Origin of the sequence: Glaciimonas sp. PAMC28666 (genome assembly GCF_016917355.1) — a bacterium.
Taxonomy (GTDB): Bacteria; Pseudomonadota; Gammaproteobacteria; order Burkholderiales; family Burkholderiaceae_D; genus Glaciimonas.
In genome coordinates, this window is the sequence record NZ_CP070304.1 from 996,605 (window position 1) to 1,016,113 (window position 19,509).

Sequence of the window (19,509 nt, forward strand, 5' to 3'; positions counted from 1 at the left end):
GCCAGCGACAGAATTAAACTGCAGCTTTTTTACCAGCCTGGGCGACCAGACGAGCAACGGTTGGCGACATTTGCGCGCCAACGCCTTCCCAATGGGTCAGACGATCTTGCGCAATACGGAAGCTTTCCGACGCACCAGATGCAACCGGATTGTAGAAACCCAGACGCTCAATAAAGCGACCATCGCGACGATTGCGCGAATCAGTAACTACGATGTTGTAAAACGGGCGCTTCTTAGCGCCACCACGAGATAAACGAATAACGACCATAATGATTCCAAAAAGTGTTGTCGAACACGGAAAAAGCCGCAAATTATAACGCAAGTTAGGCCAACCCTGCAACCTCGCACTGGCAGAGAGTGTCGTGGGACTGCATCAATCGCCTCATATTAACGGTTCTATGGCTGTAGAGCGCTTCAATTCCAATGCGTTAAAGTGCACGTACCAATCTTTTTGACACTTTCACGCATCAAGCGTCAAACCAGAGTTGCTGCCGTGCCATGACACGGTGGGCCTTCTTATTCTACGAAGACGGCGATTTCCGCCATACAACTCCGCAATGGTTAAGTTACACTACGCCCTCAGTTAGCAACGCCCTTAAGAGACGAGCCGAGGCATGACTGAAAATTATTGTTTGCGATCCGTTATCACCCTGATCGCCCGGATCACGCGGCGCACGTGGATCAGGAGGATTTCCACCGTATCTGCATGTTTGCGCCAGATTACCGCTTCATTCACCGTCCCTTCACCGATACGCTCAGCCATATTGCTCTCACCTCAATGACGACCAAACATAAAAACAAAACCTTCGCCACTTTTATCACGACGGTCTTCGGGAGCATCGGACTACATCGATTTTATTTATACGGGGCCAAAGACGTTTGGGGCTGGATACATTTTGTCACTTTGCCACTGTCCCTACTGGCGCTCGGGCTATGGCCGGATCAACAAAAATTATTTTTATTTGCCCCTTTCATTGCTTCGGAATTGATTGCGATTCTTGAGGCATTAGTCACAGGCCTGATGCCGGATGAGAAATGGGATGCGCAACAAAATGCCCATTCAGGCAAAAAGTCCGAATCCACCTGGCTGATAGCCTTGATTATCGTATTGTCGGTTGGAGTCGGTGCGATTGGCTTGATCGGGACCATCGCTCGCACCTTTGACCTATTGTTTACCGGTGGCTCTTACGGCTGATCGTTGCAAATCTCAATCAAACTAAAAAAATCAGGAAAAAAAAGCAGCCAATGGCTGCTTTTTTTCCCAAAACCCGCGTTTTAGAATTGCTCTTCCGTCAATGCCATTACGCCGACGCTACCACTCAAAATGGACGTCTGCAGCCCGGTTGCCTGAGCCAGCATATGGTCAGCAAAAAACCGTGCAGTGCCGATCTTGGCGCGATAAAAGCTGCTATCGCCCTCGCCTTTTGTGAGTTCTGCTGCGGCAATCAAGGCCGAGCGTCCTAATTGCCAACCACCAAGCACAATTCCTGCTAATTTCAGATACGGCACGCTACCTGCGAATACGCCCTTGATATCGCTTTTCAGATTTGCAACGATGTAATCAATCACTTGTTCCATCGCATCCGCACCGATCGCCAACTGCGTTCCGATTGCGACCAGATCCGGATTGCTGCTGGCTGCCAGTTCGGCCTGCGTAGCTCTCACCTGAGCAACGATACCCTTCGCCACGGCACCGCCATCACGCGCAGTCTTGCGACCAATCAGGTCATTCGCCTGAATTGCGGTGGTACCTTCATAAATGGTCAAAATCCGTGCATCGCGGTAAAACTGCGCAGCGCCGGTCTCTTCAATGAAACCCATGCCGCCATGAATCTGAACGCCGGTAGAAGCCACGTCAACCGACATCTCGGTAGACCATCCCTTCACAATAGGGACCAGATACTCATAAAACGCATGCTTAGCTTTGCGCGTTGGCTCATCAGCATGATGATGCGCGATATCGGATGCCGCTGCGGTGACATAGGCCAATGCACGCGCCGCTTCAACCTGCGAACGCATCGACATCAGCATACGACGCACGTCGGGATGGTGAATAATTGCCACCGGTCCCGCCGAGCCACTCAGGTCGCGAGACTGGATCCGGTCTTTGGCAAAGTTCACCGCCTTTTGATAAGCCCGTTCAGCAATACCAATGCCTTGCATTCCGACCCCAAAGCGCGCTGAGTTCATCATGATAAACATGTATTCAAGGCCGCGATTTTCCAGTCCGACCAAAGTCCCGGTCGCACCACCGTGATCACCAAATTGCAAGACGGCCGTCGGACTCGCTTTGATACCAAGCTTATGTTCAATCGAAACACAATGCACATCATTGCGGTCGCCCAGCGAACCATCTGCATTGACCAAAAATTTCGGAACAACGAATAGGGAAATTCCTTTGACGCCTTCAGGGGCATCAGGGGTACGCGCCAGCACCAGATGGACGATGTTCTCGGCCATATCATGCTCACCGTAGGTGATAAAAATCTTGGTACCCGAAACTTTATATGTGCCATCGGCCTGCGGCACGGCCCGCGTGCGCACTTGCGCCAGATCGGAACCCGCCTGCGGTTCGGTCAGATTCATGGTTCCGGTCCACTTTCCGGACACCAGATTCTCCAGATAAATTTGCTTCTGCTCATCGGTGCCAGCCGTCAACAACGCCTCAATGGCACCATCGCTTAGCAACGGACACAAGGCAAATGACAGGTTAGCGGCATTCAGCATTTCGATGCACGGCGTGCCCACCAATTTTGGCAAACCTTGACCGCCATACTCTTCCGGGTGCTGAATCCCTTGCCAGCCGGCCTCTGCGAAAGCCTTGTAAGCCTCTTTAAATCCTTTACTGGTAAATACATTACCATCGCGCCAAAAACTTGGTTCCTGATCGCCAGAGCGATTCAGCGGTGCGACTATTTCACTACAAAACCGGCCATTTTCCTGCAGTACTGCTTCGACAGTCTCCGCAGTGGCGTCGGTGCAACCAGGAAGTTGATTAATCTGATCAAGGCCAGCAACTGCGTTCAGAGCGAACAACATGTCTTTTAACGGCGCGACGTAACTCATTAAGTACTCCAAAAAATGGGCACTACTACTTCCGTAATACTGCCATGGCGTTTTTACAAAACGTTCTCATTAGACTGCTTTAAGCAACGGCTACGCGACAATAATGTGCCGGTAGGTTGTCCCCTGATTTGTGCCTCTGAATTGTGCCGCCAACAGCCGCCGTCCCTGCCTACGGCGGTGCTTTATGGGCGCAATCATGCAGTGCTCCCTGGAATAGTTAACCCAGTTCGGTTACCAATTGCGGCACGATCTCAAACAGATCGCCAACGATCCCGTAATCGGCGACCGAAAAGATCGGTGCTTCTTCATCTTTATTAATGGCAACGATGGTTTTGGAGTCCTTCATACCCGCAAGATGCTGGATTGCGCCAGAAATACCGACCGCGATATACAACTGAGGCGCGACGATTTTGCCGGTCTGGCCGACTTGCCAGTCGTTCGGTACAAAACCGGCATCAACTGCAGCCCGCGACGCACCCATGCCCGCGCCCAGTTTGTCTGCCAATGGCTCCAATATCTTGAAATTTTCCGCAGAACCCATACCGCGCCCACCGGAAACGATGATTTTCGCCGCCGTCAGTTCCGGGCGGTCTGATTTAGCCAGCTCACGCGAGACAAAACTTGATTTAGCAAAATCGGCCGCCGCAGTGATGTTTTCAACCGTGGCTGAACCACCGTCGGCAGCAGCATCGAAACCTGTAGTACGCACGGTAATCACTTTGATTGCATCGATCGACTGCACGGTTGCAATGGCGTTACCAGCGTAAATTGGACGCTCGAAAGTGTCGGGGCTATCAACCTTGACGATTTCTGAAATCTGACCGACATCCAGACGCGCAGCGACGCGCGGCAGGATGTTTTTGCCGTAGGCGGTTGCCGGTGCCAGAATGTGGCTGTAGCCCGACGCCAGCGCAAGCACTTGCTCAGCAATGTTTTCTGCCAGGCCATCGGCAAAATAAGCGGTATCGGCAACCAATACTTTAGTCACACCTAAGGCTTTTGCCGCAGCCTGAGCTGCCGCAGCGCAGTCTTTACCTGCGACCAGAACGTGGACTTCGCCGCCGCATTGGGATGCCGCGGTGATGGTGTTAAGGGTGCTACCTTTTAAGGTGGCGTTATCGTGTTCGGCAATGACGAGAGCAGTCATGGTATCTCCTGATGTTGGGTATTGCGGTCGCAGGCAATGGAGGATCGTCCAATTTCATGCGGCGCGCAGCTATTTCGTTCGAATGACAACGTTCGCGATTGACCGCGTTGAATCGTCAGTTTTCCTAATAATATTCGTTACATTGGTGCAAATTTGCCTGGATCGCTTTAGCGCGTTACATCGCATTGACAACAAGGAACGGGTCTATCAAATCACTTTTGCTTCGTTGCGCAGTTTGGCGACCAATGTGGCGACATCCGGCACTTTAATTCCGGCACTGCGTTTTGCTGGCTCGACCACCTTCAGCGTCTTCAGACGTGGGGTAACATCAACATCCAGATCCGCTGGCTTGAACACATCCAACGTTTTTTTCTTGGCTTTCATGATGTTAGGCAGCGTCACATAGCGCGGCTCGTTAAGACGCAGATCGGTCGTGATAATTGCCGGAAGGGTGAGTGCCAGTGTTTCGAGTCCACCATCAACTTCACGCGTTACCAACACTTTGCCTTCTTCCAGTACGACTTTGGACGCAAATGTTGCTTGCGGCCATCCCAGCAACGCAGCCAGCATCTGACCGGTTTGATTGCAATCGTCATCGATTGCCTGCTTGCCCAGAATAATCAGTTGCGGTTGCTCTTTGTCAGCTATGGCTTTTAATAATTTAGCAACGGCCAACGGCTGCAAATCAACATCGGACTCCACCAGAATGGCACGATCGGCACCAATGGCCATGGCAGTGCGCAAGGTTTCCTGACACTGCGTGACGCCGCAGGAAATGGCGATGACTTCGGTTATTTTTCCGCCTTCTTTTAGACGCATCGCTTCTTCGACTGCGATTTCATCAAATGGATTCATCGACATCTTGACGTTCGCAATATCCACACCTGTGCCATCGGATTTGACGCGCACTTTGACGTTGTAGTCGACTACACGCTTGACTGGAACTAATACTTTCATCGGTTTGCCTTTAAATAAAAAAATGATAATCGAGTTGACGTTAACGTTAATTGATTTAGCAATTATAAGAGAGAAATGTGTATTGAACTAAAATTTAGCACGAACGTACTATTAATTTTTAGAAGAATACCCTAAATGGTGGAGCTAAAACAAGTTTTAGAAAAAGGAAAAAAAGAGATGCGGCATCGATTTGATTCGAGGGACACAACGATTGAATAGTAACGAGGAATATGAATTACTATATTGACAATAAAAAGAGCAACTTCGAAAGGCGCTTCTAGCGGCCCGGTGGCCTGGCGCTCAAACCGGGACTCAGAAAACAATTGAGTCACCTCATCTTCACCGCGAACGCGATTACTTACGTTTCATGAAAAAAACATATTCGCGGTTTTCTTCACTTTGCGATAACAAGTCATTGCCAGTTTGCTTGGCAAATGCTTGAAAATCACGCACCGATCCGGAGTCGGTCGCTAACACGCGTAAAACTTGCCCGCTGAGCATATCCGCCAAGGCTTTTTTTGTCTTCAAAATCGGCAGTGGGCAATGCAGACCACGGGCATCAAGTTCTCTATTAAATTCCATAACCAGTTTGTATCAAGTTGAATGTAAACGTTATCGCTTTTTTAGAATTCTACTCCAAACACTCCGCGCATGATGCATTGCAACAAAAATCCACCCGTTTTACAACAAATTCCGCACACGATGAACAATAAGTTTGCTTCTAAGGAGTGTGTAAAGAGACTGCAAATCTACGTTAGGAATATCGTAGCGTAGCAATTATGCGCGTATTTTTACCAGCTTGCTGATTCGCTTAAAATGACATGGCCGGGAAACATTGCGAACAGCCAGGCAGCGCAGATAGGCATAAGCATGCGCATTCCCAGCGTCAGATCAATTGCCGAAGTGCAGGAAATATCGCGTTTTTACCGACTCTTCCCTACTAACTAGCTAGGCTGGATTTACCAGAATTGGTCTATCAACAAATTCGACTTCAAGTCCTTGCTGGCGCATCCATTCCGCCACCGCGTAACCGGTTCCGGCACGCCATGGCTTCAAGTCTGCTGGCGCCAGCAGGCGATATTCCAGCAGTTCTTCAGATAAACGAATTATTCCCGATGCTTTTACGTGATAAGCGATGATCAACTCGTTCTTACGCATAAACTCGTACACGCCGATTAACGTAATTTGTTCAGCATCAAGATTGGTTTCTTCTTTTATTTCACGCGCGATGCCCTGCTCTGGCGTCTCGTCGCGCTCCATGAAACCCGTAATCAAGGCGAACATATTTTCCTGCCATGCCGCATTCCGGGCCAACAGAATTTTTCCATCGATTTCAACTACTGCGGCCAACACTGGCAAGGGATTATCCCAATGCGTCCAATGCCCTTCGGGACAAGATAACCGGCTCTTTCCTGCCTCGCCGTCGTCAGCGCGCAACGTCAGGGAAGCTGCGCAGATCGGGCAAAATTTAAAGTCACTCATCAAGGATCATTCTGCGAAATCAATCGCTCACCGTTCATCAAACCCAATACGGCCGGAGACGCATAACCGAGACTACCGGCAAACCGGAATGCGACCAGACGGAACCAGTTCGGACACTCTCAACCGTGCATCGATTTCCGGCGTCCACAACCCAAACAGCTGATCGCCGTCCTTAACCGCGTGCGCGAATCCACGTAGCGACGCCTTCTAGCGCTGTCGGCAAGCCGCTAGGATCAGTCCCACCGGCTTGGGCCATGTCAGGACGTCCGCCGCCTTTGCCGCCGACTTGCTGGGCGACAAAATTGACCAAATCTCCTGCCTTTACCTTTCCAATCGCGTCAGCGGTCACACCCGCGATCAAACTGACTTTTCCATCCTTAACTGTCGCCAATACAATCGCAGCGGTCTTCAGTTTGTCTTTCAGCTTATCCATGGTTTCGCGCAAGGTCGCTGTATCAGCACCTTCAAGCATCGCCGCCAGAACCTTGATGCCGTTGACATCGACCGCCTGGCTGATCAGCTCATCGCCCTGATTTGCCGCCAGTTTCGACTTCAATCCTGCCAGTTCTTTTTCGAGGGCTTTGACGTAATCCTGGACCTGTCCAATCCGTTGCGTCAATTCTTCGGGCGGTGATTTCAGCGCGGTGGCGGCTTCCGTGAGGCGACTACTCAGACTTTGAACCAGTGCCAGCGCACCAAGTCCGGTTACCGCTTCAATCCGACGGATACCCGCTGCTACGCCGCTTTCAGCAACAATCTTGAACAAGCCAATATCACCAGTGCGATTCACATGCACGCCGCCGCACAATTCAGTCGAAGAACCAATCGACAAAACGCGAACTTCATCGCCATATTTTTCACCGAACAGGGCCATCGCACCACTTGCAACCGCGTCATCGAATGACATCAGGATCGCACTGGTGGCGATATTTTCCAATACTTCGCGATTGACTATGTCTTCAATCAATCGAATTTGATCCGCACTCACAGGCGCGTTGTGACTAAAGTCAAAACGGGTCTTGTCGGCATCGACCAGCGAACCTCTTTGTGCCACGTGCGCGCCCAACACCTCTCGCAGTGCTTTGTGCATTAAGTGCGTTGCTGAGTGGTTGCGTATAGTGCGTGCGCGTTGTGCGGTATCGACATTTGCGCCAAGTTGGTCGCCAACGTGCAACGATCCTTGTTCCAGTCGGCCATGATGACCGAATACTTCAGCCTGAATTTTAAGCGTATCGGTCACGACGTAAGTTGCCGTTGCGGTTTCCAGTAAGCCAGCGTCGCCAGCCTGACCACCGGATTCGGCATAAAACGGCGTGGTGTCCAGGACGACAATGGCATCCTGTCCTGCTTCAATTTTTTGTACGGCACTGCCATCGACGTAGATAGCCAACACTTTGGCATCGTGTGCCAGAGCGCTATAACCAACGAAGTTAGTTTTGTCACCGGTATATTCAACGCCCGCGGCCATCTTGAATTTGCCACCGGCCCGGCTGGCTTCTTGCTGGCGTTTCATCGCAACATCAAAGCCAGCCTCATCCAGTTCAACCTCACGTTCCCGACAGATATCGGCCGTCAGGTCGAGCGGAAAACCGAATGTGTCGTATAGCGTGAACGCGGTATCGCCATCTAACTTTTTAGGATTCCTGGTCAGCGCGGCTTCCAGAATTTTCATGCCGTGTTCCAGTGTCTCGCCAAAGCGCTCTTCTTCCTGCCGCAAAGTTTGCTCCACGCGTTCAGCAGCGTCCGGCAACTCAGGATAGGCAGTACCCATCTCGAGCACCAGATCTTTGACCAGTTTGTAGAAAAATGGCTTGGTTTGTTCCAGCTTGTGACCGTGACGCAAAGCGCGGCGAATAATCCGACGCAAGACGTAACCACGACCTTCGTTGCCGGGAATGACGCCGTCGACAATCAGGAATGAGCAAGCGCGGATATGGTCGGCAATCACTTTCAGTGAATTGTTGGTCAGATCGGTGACATTCGTTTCGCGCGCTGCTGCCTTGATCAGATTTTGAAACAGATCAATCTCGTAGTTGCTATGTACGTGCTGCAATATCGCTGCCAGTCGCTCCAAACCCATACCGGTATCAACGCACTGGCGTGGCAAAGGCGTTAACGTCACTTCGCCGGTTTTGGCGTCGACTTGGCGGTCAAACTGCATAAAGACGTTATTCCATATCTCAATATACCGGTCGCCGTCCTGATCCGGACTGCCTGGCGGACCACCCCATACATCAGGGCCGTGATCGTAAAAGATTTCAGAACATGGTCCGCAAGGGCCAGTGTCAGCCATCTGCCAAAAATTATCCGACGCGAACGGGGCGCCTTTATTATCGCCAATCCGAACAACGCGTTCTGGCGGTAAACCGATCTCGTTGACCCAAATGTCATAGGCTTCGTCATCGGTCTCATACACGGTCGCCCACAACTTGTCGGCTGGCAGGCCGTACACTTTCGTCAGTAGCTCAAACGCCCACTTTAAAGAGTCACGCTTGAAATAGTCGCCGAACGACCAATTCCCCAGCATTTCAAAAAAAGTATGGTGGCGGGCAGTGTAACCAACGTTTTCCAGATCGTTGTGCTTGCCGCCAGCACGCAAACACCGTTGCACGGAGGTCGCTCGGACGTAATTGCGTTTTTCGGTCCCGAGGAAAACGTCCTTGAACTGGACCATCCCGGAGTTAGTGAACAGGAGTGTCGGGTCATTGCCCGGCACCAGGCTGGACGAACGCACAACAGTGTGGTCTTTGGATTCAAAGAATGAGAGAAACTTATCGCGGATATCGGCTGAGTTCATGTTCTTGGGCTAAAAAAAAGCGTGCAAGGGAAGTGTCATTTTGCAAAGCAATGATTATACGTGATACCAGCCGCTCACTTCACAGAGCCTATTATGCAAAAAGCCCGTCATGATAATTTTTGACGGGCTTCTCATGGGTGGAATGTGGCTTAAATCCGCCACACCCGAACTGCTAAACGGTGATTAATGACCGGTATTAATTTTGCCAGTCGCTGATGCTTTAGCATGATGACGACGGTGGTGATGCTTTTTACCGTGATGTTTAACCGCAGGCTTAGCCGCCGGAGCATCCGCAGGCGCTGCCATCGTTGCCGCAGGTGCCGGCGTGACCGGGGCATTTTGCGCCATCACAGGCAGAGCGAAAGCAGCGACGATTACAGCGGCTAACAGTTTATTGATCTTCATTTTGTGGTCCTTTTCATCATCGTTGATTAGATTGGCGCAGGCACACTGCAATAAAACTTGATAGATGCAGTCATAAATGTGTCTCGCAATCAATTAACGCAATGCCGTTCTGTCCGGTTGACAGAACTTTCACAAGATATTTATTTATTGACGGTGTCGCCTGCAGGCATAACCAAATCCGCCGGTATCAAGTCAATCCTATCGGTGCAGAATCCGTCCACACCCCAAGCCAGGATCTCTGCTCCCCTTTTCCGAGAATTCACCGTGTAGCAAAATAAGCCGTAGCCTGACTCTTTAACAGCATTTACTTGCACCGGGGATAGAAATTTATGGTTCGTATGCAAGGAGACCGCCGCCACCTCCTGGCACTGCTCAAGCCAGTCGTTCTTTATCACGGTCGCTAATAAGCCTCGGGGAATAGCGACCACTGCCACCTGCGCCGCGCGCAATGCCTCTAGCGAGAACGAGGAAAGTAACGGTAAATTAGCTGCGGTCATGGCACTCGGCACGGCAATGTGCGCGGCTACCTCAGTCGCAAAACAGGCTTGGGCCATCTTTGCCACGATACGGCCGGTCTCGACTTCGCATCCCTCCGCCGGCTTGATTTCAACGTTCATCCAAATATCGTTCTGCTGACAAAATCTGATGGCGCGCTCAAAGGTACACACCGGCTCTCCTGCGAATGCCGGACCAAACCAGCTTCCGGCGTCCATGACGGTTAATTGTGCCGCAGTGAGATGGTTCACCTTGCCCATTCCTCGCACCGTGCGTCCTAACACAGGATCGTGCATCAACACCGGAATGCCATCGGAGGACAGCATCACGTCGAATTCCACTGCGCGGTAGCCGTGCGACAGTCCGCACCTTATTCCTGCCAAAGTATTTTCGGGTGCCATGGTCCCGCCACCCCGATGGGCAACGATCTTAGGATAAGGCCAGAGGGTTGTTTTTTTCATTTTATAAATGGCAATCTGATAACAAACAGTTCTCATTGTCGCTGAAATCCGCTTAACGCATATTTCACTTGACGCCTATTTCACCCTATTCCACTTAATGCCGATTCCACTTAATGCATATTTTTCCTTCATTTGATGGCTCGATTAGCGCTATCAATAGATCCACGACTTTCACCTCGTTCACCCATCAATTTAAAGCAACCTGGTATCGAAGAACGCCTCGACTTGCTGCTCTAGCCTTAGCAGATAGCTGTCCCTATCAAACCCCGGCGGATTTTCACCGGGGTCGCCTGCTTCCGAGAGCAGTGGCGTTAAAGGTGAGGTCATAAATACGAAATGGCCTGCGTTAGCGACCTCCTCAAACATGGCCTGCGGTAGCCTTGCGCGTAGCCAGTCTCCGTGGTACTTCGGCGTCAGGACCATATCGTGTTGGGCAGTGACTATCTGCAGCGGCACGTTTATCCGCCTAAGCGAGTCCGGTGTAAATGCCAAGCCTATCGGTGCCATGGCAAACACAGCACGAACACGCTCATCGCGTACATCAAAATCGATCGCTGCGGCTATCTCTATCCCCCTCTCTAAAGCTTGCGCTGATGGTTGCGCCGATTTAGCGACGGCCACTATTTCCCCCGAATCGAAAGCCAAACCTCTCGCCAGGCCATTGGGATCGCGCCCCAATTGACAAAACAACCGATCGTCATCGGTGGTAGCGCAATGGCGCAACATTTGTTGAGGGTCTGCCACACCTCCGGCCAATGCCAATACACTAAAGCCGCCCGCCGAATGTCCTAACGCGCCAATTTTCAGCCCGACAATATGCTCTCCCCAGTAAGCATCAACCAGCAAGGCATCCAACAAACGTGACAATTACCGTGTTCGTTCGGCAAAATAGCCCGGAGTAAACACCAAAGAGCGATCACTCCAGTTGTCGCCCGAATGCTGTGGAGCAGCCACAAGATAACCACTTTTAGCCAGTCGTATGGCAAGATTAACGTGAACAAAGTGGCTGCCGCCAGAACCGTGCGACAATAAAATTACCCCCTTCAACGGCAATTCCAGGCTTCCATTAAAAGCCAAAACAGGCGCATACGGACCCAGGTGCATTTGTTTAGTGGGAGACAAGCTGGGATAAAACAGTGCAACCGGCATCGATGGATGATCGGCGTGACGCACTGTCATAGCGCGCATACCAGGTTGCTTAGTCGCTTCTTTGGGCATTTGCCGCGTCCTTACAATGAGATAACTAAATTGTCTGACATTTACAGAATGTGCGTGCGGCTTATTAGTAACTGAAATAACAATGGCAATCACAACGCTATAGAGCGCCGCAAATTGATCGCTTTCGGCCTCTGGATAAAAAAACACAAAGACAGAAAAGTACAAACCGAACGAAAAATCAACTTGCTACGGTAGAATGCTTTTCATCTTTCTACTTATTTCGCAAAGCGCTTGCGCAAAAATCATTCATGAGCAACGATCACAAAAGCAAACCTTCTAACGGCCAAAACGGCAACCACGAGCCCGCACCGGCACCGTCGAACTTTCTGCGTACGATCATCGAGGCCGATATGAGTGCGGGAGTCTACGCAGACCGCAAAGATGGTCAGGGCCGGTCTTTACCATCCGTCGTAACCCGTTTTCCGCCTGAGCCTAACGGATATTTGCATATTGGCCATGCCAAAGCAATTTGTGTCAACTTTGGCCTGGCGCGCGATTATGCTGGCCGCTGCCACTTGCGTTTTGATGACACGAATCCAGAAAAAGAAGAACAGGAATACGTCGATACCATCATTGACAGCGTCAAATGGCTCGGTTTTGACTGGAAAGATGCGAGCGGTGACCATTTATTTTTTGCCAGCGATTATTTCGATCAGCTATACCAGATGGCCGAATATCTGATCAGCGCCGGTCTGGCATATGTCGACAGCCAAAGCGCTGAAGAAATGGTTGTTAACCGCGGTAACTTTGGTGAAGTGGGTAAAGATTCGCCCTTCCGTCAGCGCTCACCGGAGGAATCGCTGGATCTGTTCCGTCGTATGAAAGCAGGTGAATTCAAGGATGGCACCCACATTGTTCGTGCCAAGATCGACATGACGTCGCCCAACATGAATCTGCGTGACCCAGCGATCTATCGCATTCGTCACGCCCATCATCATCGCACCGGGGATGCATGGTGTATCTATCCGATGTACGACTACACCCACCCAATCTCGGATGCGCTGGAAAATATCACACACTCAATTTGCACACTGGAATTTCAGGACCACAGACCGTTTTATGACTGGATACTGGAAAAATTGAGCGCAGGCGGTTTCTTCCAAATGCCAGTCCCGCATCAATATGAATTTTCACGTCTCAATATTACTTACGTGGTGACGAGTAAGCGCAAGTTGCGTCAATTGGTGGATGAGCAGATTGTGGATGGCTGGGATGATCCGCGGATGTCCACCCTGGTCGGCATTCGCCGGCGCGGCTACACGCCCGAATCGCTCCAATTATTCTGTGAACGTACCGGCGTCACAAAGTCCGACGGCTGGATTGATATGAGTTCGCTGGAAGGTGCCTTGCGCGAGGATCTGGATCCGAAGGCACCGCGGGCTACGGCTGTGCTGCGCCCATTAAAATTGATCATCGACAATTTTAACGAGGACGAGATCGTAGAATGCCATGCACCCGTGTATCCCCCTGCACACCCGGATCACGCCACAGCGATGCGACACTTTCCGATGACGAAAAATGTGTGGATTGAGCGCGAAGATTTCATGGAAACACCGGTAAAAGGGTATTTTCGCCTGACACCGCCGACGGCAGATAAACCCGGCAGTCGCGTACGTCTGCGCCACGGCTATGTGGTTGAATGCACCGGCTTCGACAAAGACCCGGATGGCAACATTATTGCCGTGCATTGCACCCGCTTCGAAGATAGTAAAAGCGGTACCGAAGGAAGCGCCAACTACAAGGTAAAAGGAAACATTCATTGGATCAGCGTGGCCCATGCGCTGGAAGCAGAAGTACGGCTATATGATCGATTGTTCAGCGATCCGCATCCGGACGCTGGGGGCAAGGACTTCAAATTGGCCTTAAATCCGCTTTCCAAGGAGGTCATCACCGCCTATCTGGAGCCTGGCATGGCTGCTGCGTTACCGGACGAACGTTACCAATTCGAACGCCACGGTTATTTCGTTGCCGATCGGGTCGATAGCAGCCCCGGAAAGTTGGTATTCAACCGCACGGTCACACTAAAAGATAGCTGGGTTAAATAGATCCGGATAGCGCGTGTTAAACGCACTCAAAACTCTGACTATTAGATTAGGAAGAAAGGGTATCTTGCTGTTGAAATAGCAAGATACCCCAATTTATTTATAGTTTTCAGCCAGCATCACTTAACTCTCCTTACCAGTTCCGTTCTCTCCTCACGCATCCCTAGCGTTGCTACCGTCACCCCGCGTGGCGGTCTCTGGCAGCCGATCCTAAAATCACACTTCGGCTCTGTTACAAATTGTTTCAGTCATTACTAAATTTTATTATTTCTTTGCACCCTGCTGTCTACACTAAACGTAGGGAAATCAAACGGGTCAACGCATTGGCCCATTGGACATTCCAACTGAAGGTGAAAGACATGAAAACGAAAACGGTCTCTTTCTGGCTGGTAGCGCTAATGATGGCGCTTGGTAGCAGTGGTGCGATGGCCCAACATGGCGGTGGTGGTTTCCACGGCGGCGGCGGTGGCGGTTTCCACGGCGGTGGTGGCTTCCACGGTGGTGGTGGCTTTCACGGCAGCGGTGGCTTTCATGGAGGTAGCGGCTTCCATGGAAATTTTCACGGTGGCGGAAGATTCCGTGATTTTCGTGGTCGCGGCCTCGTGATCGCCGGTGGGCCATTTTTCTGGTCACCGTACTATTATGACGGCGGTTATTACCCTTACAACAGTCTGTACGTTCAACCGGGTGCCGATTATGGCTATTATTGCAGAAACCCGGCCGGTTACTATCCGTACATAGCCCGTTGTCCCACAGGATGGCTGGGCGTCGCGCCTGACGCGCAACCTTATTAACCTTGGGTACCGCAGGACTCGCGATGGCATCGCGCTGGAATCGTTGAGCTAGCGATGGGCGAAAGCCCAATTCCGTGAGGTCGGTTCATGCTTTCGGCGAAACCGCTATACTTTCGTCACTTTCATCACGACTTCACCCACCAAGAGCTAAAAATGACGATATCAATGTATTCCACTTCAATTCCTGTTTTTAAGCAAATACTCAGCGGTTTAAGCGACGTGCTGAACAAAGCCGAAGCACATGCCACCGAAAAGAAGATCGATGCGAATGCTTTCTTGCAAGCGCGATTGTTTCCCGATATGTTTGCCCTGACTCGCCAGGTTCAAATCGCTGCCGACTTCGCCAAAAGCGTTTCATCACGGCTCGCTGGTATCGAAGTCCCTGCATACGACGATAACGAACAAACCTTTGCTGAACTACAAGCTCGGATTCAAAAAACGCTGGCGTTTATAAGTGGTCTGACACCGGTGCAACTCGAAGGCAGTGAAAATCTGGAAATCGTTTTGCGACCTGGGACCCCGAAAGAAAAGAAACTCACGGGACAAGTCTATTTGTTGCAATACGGTTTACCGCAATTTTTCTTCCATGTCACCACCGCTTATGACATCCTGCGCCATAATGGCGTTGAAATTGGCAAGCGCGATTTCATGGGTGCGTACTAACCTAGATGCGCGTTGCGTATAAAGCATCAATTACTTTTGTCCTGAATTCCGCGAAAATCGGCTAAGAATATTCACGACACACCTCAAAAGCATCGCGCACATGCAATACGCAATGTTTAAAAACGTGACTTTCGGGTCGCGTTTTTTATTGCCAAATCATTAAAAATAAAAACCCCTGTGATTTAATTGTCAGCAACAACTCATCACAATCCACCTTTAACAAAATACTATTTTAATAGTGCTATGTTTCGGATGTCGATACTGTAATATCACATTCAAGCAACATTAAAGCGACGGATCGTCGACAAACTAATAAAGCTGAATGTGCCGGCGTAACGCGCCTGTCACAATAAGTGCAACGCTAACACAAACGTTTCTTTACCTCTCGTGCCTTAGGAGCTTTCAAGCCTTGTGTAGCTGCAACAAGATCGCTGCAACAAGGTCGCTACAACGATATCTATCAAGCAACACATTCTCTCCTAACAAGCCATAGAATAAGTTGAAGAAGACCACACTTTTGAACGAGCAGGCGTTAGCTCCCACCGACCTGCCGAAGAGGCAGGAAGTTCCGGAGTCAGCGCCGTTGACGCCGAGGCGAACAGGTTTCGGCATTTTTTTCCCAGGCAACGGCGTTCCCAATCAGGCACTTCGCATGCGACGCTATTTTATGGCCGCTGGAACTTCGTTGCTTGCGATATTACTGATGTTTGTCTGTTACCTGCAAGGCGTACTCTCACTTAACTCGTTTTATCAAAGCAGCACGATAGTATTAATAGCGATCGTCGTTTTCTATGGAATATTCCGAAGCGGGCTGAATCTCAAGTTTCGCGACCCGAATCTCGCCGCGCCGCAAATGATGGCGGCCATGTTCGTCATCCTATGCACCATGTACCAGGCGAACGGAGGTCGGTCCGTATTTGTGATGCTGCTGCTGATGGCTTTTCTTTTCAGTGTGCTGCAGTTCTCAAGTCAGGCGTTGCTTACGTATGCCGCAGGTATTTTGGTCGCTTACGGGGTTGTTATCGGTTTATTGGTGCGCTTTAAGCCCGAAACGCTAGACTTGCGTCTCGAATTGCTACAGTGGCTGACGCTCGCACTGACGTTACCCTGGTTCGCTACGATGGGTAGTTTTATCAGCCGCATGCGCAATCAATTACGTAAAATCAATGCTGAACTGGCTGGCATGTTACAACAGGTTCAGGCCAGCGAGTCGCGCCTCGCCGAAGCGCAAAACATCGCTGGACTCGGGAGTTGGTCGTACAATACCTCAAACAGCTCTCCCATTTGGTCTCTGGAAACTTATCGTCTGTTCGGAGTCGATTCCACGTGCCTTCCACCGACCGGTGCCAACTTCCTACGCATCGTACACCCCGAAGATCACGTCCATTATCACACTCTCATGGAGGCCATGCGCTCCGAGAGCGGTACGATTGATTCACAATTCCGCATAATTCTGCCGGGCGGCAAAATTCGCTGGGTACATTTGCTGGCACAGGTGATCTTTGATGCTTCAGGCCGGACCAACCTGCTACGCGGCACCGTCATGGATACCACCGATCACCACAATCAGGAAGAAGCACTCACCCTCGCACGCGATGAGGCCGCTGGCTCAAGAGCAACGCTGGTCGATGCAATCGAAAGCCTGACCGAAGTCTTTGGGCTGTTTGACGCCGACGACCGCTTAGTCCTGTGCAATCGAAAGTATGCCCGCTCCTATACCGACTTTCAGCGATTTGAAGACATTGCAGGAATGCGCTTTGAAGACATTGTCCGTTCCTCGTTAGCCAAAGGGGAGGTGATCGAACCAGCATTTCACGGCAATGCCGAAGCCTGGGTCGCAGAGCAAATCCGCCGCCATCGTGACCCGCTACACACCACCCGCACATTGCGACTCAGTGATGGACGCTGGCTCGAGGTTACCGAGCAGCATACCCGCAGCGGCGGCATCGTCGGCGTTGGCAGAGATATTAGCGAGCAGCAGCAAATCCAACAACAGCAAGCGATGGAATATGCCGTCACCTTATTGCTTGCAAAATCCGATACGCTTGAGGACGTCGTTCCTAAAATCATTCAGACTGTTTGCGAGACACTGGGATGGGACTGCGGCGCTTGCTGGTATTGGGACGACACAGCGCAAATACTGTTACGCGGCGAATCATGGAGCGCCGCGTCGAGCAACCTTAGCGCCTTTGTTGAGATGGGTAATCAACATCCAGCGGTCTCCATAATGCCGGAATTGATTGAACGCGTCTGGGCCACAGGCGAACCCCTGTGGATCCCCGATGTGTCGAAACACACCAGTTTTATGCTAACTCAAACGGCGACCATCGTCGGGCCATTGGGAGCATTTGCATTTCCAATCAAGATCGGCACTGAGCTCTACGGCGTACTGGAGTTTTACGCCCGTGATGTGCGCCACTCTGACCCTGCGCTGCTTGCAGTAACCCGCTCAATCGGTTTACAAATCGGCCAGTTCATAGGAAGCAAAGCAGCAAAAGAAGAAATTTGGCAACTGGCATTCTACGATCCCCTTACTCACTTGCCGAATCGCCGACTTTTAATAGACCGGCTGAAACACGTTCAAGGTATCAGCACGCGTAGCAAAGGTCACAATGCCTTGTTGTTCATCGACCTCGATAACTTCAAGACTATAAACGATACTCTAGGTCACGATAAGGGCGATTTACTGCTACAAGAGGTCGCCAGACGCCTGGTCAGTTGCGTGCGTTCGGCAGACACCGTTGCCCGACTTGGCGGTGACGAGTTTGTCGTTATGGTCAGTGAACTGAGCGAAAACCTTGAGGAAGCGGCGGTTCAGGCAGAGCACGTCGGGGAAAAAATCCTTGCGCTGCTCAACCAACCGTATCAGTTAACAGACCGGCTATACCGCAGCACATCAAGTATCGGCGTCACGCTGTTCAACGGTCGCGCTGAATCGACGGATGATCTGCTTAAGCGCGCGGACCTTGCCATGTACCAGTCAAAGTCAGCGGGTCGCAATACCCTGCGATTCTTCGAGCCTGATATGCAGGCCGCCGTCACTGCTCGTGCGGAGCTTGAAATTGATCTGCGGCGTGGGCAGCAAGATGCGCAATTTATTCTTTATTACCAGGCTCAGGTCAATCACAACGGGTATTGGACTGGCGCGGAAGCCCTGATACGCTGGCAGCATCCAAAACGCGGCCTGGTTTCTCCCGCCGAGTTTATCCCTGCAGCTGAAGAGACCGGCTTAATCCTGCCGCTGGGACGCTGGGTACTGGAAACAGCCTGTTCCCAATTGGTGGTCTGGGCCGGGAGGCCCGAAACCGCCCATCTGACGCTGGCGGTAAACGTCAGCACGCGTCAATTCCGACAGGCAGACTTCGTAAAAGAAATCACCGATTTACTCGCTCTCACGGGCGCTGATCCGTGCCTTCTCAAACTGGAACTGACCGAGAGTATGTTGCTCGACAATGTAGAAGATATCATCGTCAAGATGGGTGCCTTGATCGCTCTTGGCATCCGCTTCTCCCTGGACGATTTTGGAACCGGGTATTCGTCCCTGGGCTATCTGAAGCGCCTGCCGCTGGATCAACTCAAGATCGACCAAACCTTTGTGCGGGACGTCCTTACTGACCCCAACGATGCTGCCATCGTCCGCACCATCGTTGCGCTAGCCCAGAGTCTTGGCCTGTCCGTGATCGCAGAAGGAGTGGAGACGGCACCGCAGATGGAGTTCCTTTCCCAGAATGGATGCAGAGCGTATCAAGGTTATCTGTTCAGCCGACCGCTTCCGCTGGAACAGTTCGAAGCCTTGCTTCTAAAAGACAGTCAGGCAAACGCTTTGCCCGACCACATCACGCCGTCGGCTCGATAAAACTGCGGATCAATACTGGCTGCGGGCCTTCAACGCAGGCAAAACGGGCAGACATAAAGGCGTATTGTTGCCGCCATTAAACCAAATTTCAGGCGCTAACATCAATGCGAAAACGCGCGATTTCCC

16 protein-coding genes are annotated in these 19,509 nt (G+C 51.2%); 5 read left to right on the forward strand and 11 right to left on the reverse strand.

The genetic code is table 11. The annotated features are described in order from the left end of the window. Positions 1–13: 13 nt before the first annotated feature. Positions 14–268, reverse strand: a complete 255-nt coding sequence (gene rpsP / locus JQN73_RS04190; RefSeq protein ID WP_205321885.1) for a 30S ribosomal protein S16 — start codon at positions 266–268, stop codon at positions 14–16. 360 nt (positions 269–628) lie between these two features. On the opposite strand from rpsP, the gene JQN73_RS04195 reads away from it, so the two are divergent. Next, positions 629–1,195 carry a hypothetical protein gene (locus JQN73_RS04195; RefSeq protein WP_370551312.1) on the forward strand — a complete coding sequence of 189 codons (567 nt, stop codon included), beginning with the start codon at positions 629–631 and terminating at the stop codon, positions 1,193–1,195. Positions 1,196–1,275: 80 nt separating this feature from the next. On the opposite strand, the gene JQN73_RS04200 is transcribed toward JQN73_RS04195, so the two are convergent. The 10 genes from JQN73_RS04200 to JQN73_RS04245 form a co-directional block, all read right to left on the reverse strand. Continuing rightward, positions 1,276–3,066 (reverse strand): acyl-CoA dehydrogenase, encoded by a 1,791-nt coding sequence (locus tag JQN73_RS04200; protein WP_205321886.1) that lies wholly within the window; start codon positions 3,064–3,066, stop codon positions 1,276–1,278. 217 nt (positions 3,067–3,283) lie between these two features. Next, complete coding sequence (locus JQN73_RS04205; protein ID WP_205321887.1) at positions 3,284–4,213, reverse strand: electron transfer flavoprotein subunit alpha/FixB family protein; 930 nt, start codon at positions 4,211–4,213, stop codon at positions 3,284–3,286. A 207-nt stretch (positions 4,214–4,420) separates the two neighbouring features. Further along, positions 4,421–5,170: an electron transfer flavoprotein subunit beta/FixA family protein gene (locus tag JQN73_RS04210; RefSeq protein ID WP_205321888.1), complete on the reverse strand. Its 750-nt coding sequence runs from the start codon at positions 5,168–5,170 to the stop codon at positions 4,421–4,423. A gap of 354 nt (positions 5,171–5,524) precedes the next feature. Further along, entirely contained in the window at positions 5,525–5,758 is a 234-nt protein-coding gene (locus tag JQN73_RS04215; RefSeq protein WP_108439951.1) for a sulfurtransferase TusA family protein, read from the reverse strand. A 360-nt stretch (positions 5,759–6,118) separates the two neighbouring features. After that, positions 6,119–6,652, reverse strand: a complete 534-nt coding sequence (locus JQN73_RS04220; protein WP_205321889.1) for an NUDIX domain-containing protein — start codon at positions 6,650–6,652, stop codon at positions 6,119–6,121. Positions 6,653–6,824: 172 nt separating this feature from the next. Then, positions 6,825–9,449 carry an alanine--tRNA ligase gene (gene alaS / locus JQN73_RS04225; protein WP_205321890.1) on the reverse strand — a complete coding sequence of 875 codons (2,625 nt, stop codon included), beginning with the start codon at positions 9,447–9,449 and terminating at the stop codon, positions 6,825–6,827. A 183-nt stretch (positions 9,450–9,632) separates the two neighbouring features. Further along, positions 9,633–9,854: a hypothetical protein gene (locus tag JQN73_RS04230; protein WP_205321891.1), complete on the reverse strand. Its 222-nt coding sequence runs from the start codon at positions 9,852–9,854 to the stop codon at positions 9,633–9,635. A gap of 140 nt (positions 9,855–9,994) precedes the next feature. Continuing rightward, positions 9,995–10,810 carry a glycerophosphodiester phosphodiesterase gene (gene ugpQ, locus JQN73_RS04235; protein WP_205321892.1) on the reverse strand — a complete coding sequence of 272 codons (816 nt, stop codon included), beginning with the start codon at positions 10,808–10,810 and terminating at the stop codon, positions 9,995–9,997. Positions 10,811–11,002: 192 nt separating this feature from the next. Beyond that, positions 11,003–11,677, reverse strand: a complete 675-nt coding sequence (locus tag JQN73_RS04240; protein ID WP_205321893.1) for an alpha/beta fold hydrolase — start codon at positions 11,675–11,677, stop codon at positions 11,003–11,005. Next, positions 11,678–12,175 carry a hypothetical protein gene (locus tag JQN73_RS04245; RefSeq protein ID WP_205321894.1) on the reverse strand — a complete coding sequence of 166 codons (498 nt, stop codon included), beginning with the start codon at positions 12,173–12,175 and terminating at the stop codon, positions 11,678–11,680. A gap of 101 nt (positions 12,176–12,276) precedes the next feature. On the opposite strand from JQN73_RS04245, the gene JQN73_RS04250 reads away from it, so the two are divergent. From JQN73_RS04250 to JQN73_RS04265, 4 genes are all read left to right on the forward strand, one after another. Beyond that, entirely contained in the window at positions 12,277–14,073 is a 1,797-nt protein-coding gene (locus JQN73_RS04250) for a glutamine--tRNA ligase/YqeY domain fusion protein (protein WP_205321895.1), read from the forward strand. 356 nt (positions 14,074–14,429) lie between these two features. Further along, on the forward strand, positions 14,430–14,864 hold the full coding sequence (locus tag JQN73_RS04255; RefSeq protein WP_240162426.1) for a hypothetical protein: 435 nt from the start codon (positions 14,430–14,432) through the stop codon (positions 14,862–14,864). 153 nt (positions 14,865–15,017) lie between these two features. Then, the gene (locus JQN73_RS04260; RefSeq protein ID WP_205321896.1) at positions 15,018–15,527 is read left to right on the forward strand and encodes a DUF1993 family protein; all 510 of its coding nucleotides are present in this window, start codon (positions 15,018–15,020) and stop codon (positions 15,525–15,527) included. Between the two features lie 652 nt (positions 15,528–16,179). Then, a complete protein-coding gene (locus tag JQN73_RS04265) occupies positions 16,180–19,383 on the forward strand; it encodes an EAL domain-containing protein (RefSeq protein ID WP_205321897.1) in 3,204 nt (1,067 codons plus the stop codon). The last annotated feature ends 126 nt before the right edge of the window (positions 19,384–19,509 follow it).